1 pseudogene is annotated in these 281 nt (G+C 53.7%); it reads right to left on the bottom strand.

Annotated features, from left to right (window positions below):
* Positions 1 to 281 (bottom strand): annotated as a pseudogene (locus ACZ2V4_RS11760) (hypothetical protein); the annotation flags it as partial.

Below are 281 nucleotides of genomic sequence, written 5' to 3'. Positions count from 1 at the left end.
GATAAATGTCTCTTGGAAGCCGAGAATCCATTCACGCTGCGACGCCATGATGATCGTCCTCTTACCCAAGCGGCATACAGCTGCGGCCCCCATCACGGTCTTACCGCTCCGGGGCGGGGCTTTGAGGACACCACGCTTCTTTTTCAGGATCGCGTCAACGGCTGCTGGCTGGTAGTCCTTGAGGGTGCCCGTGAATTTGATAGGCCTGCTAAATTCCTGTGTCGGGAAATGCTTCTTGAACTTGAACGGTATATCGCTCTTTTCGAGAACCTGTTTCAGAC

It is taken from the genome of Macrococcus sp. CoH-51_TC_04, assembly GCF_058188655.1.
The sequence above is the reverse complement of the archived record's forward strand: the minus strand, read 5'-3'. Positions and strand labels throughout refer to the sequence as shown.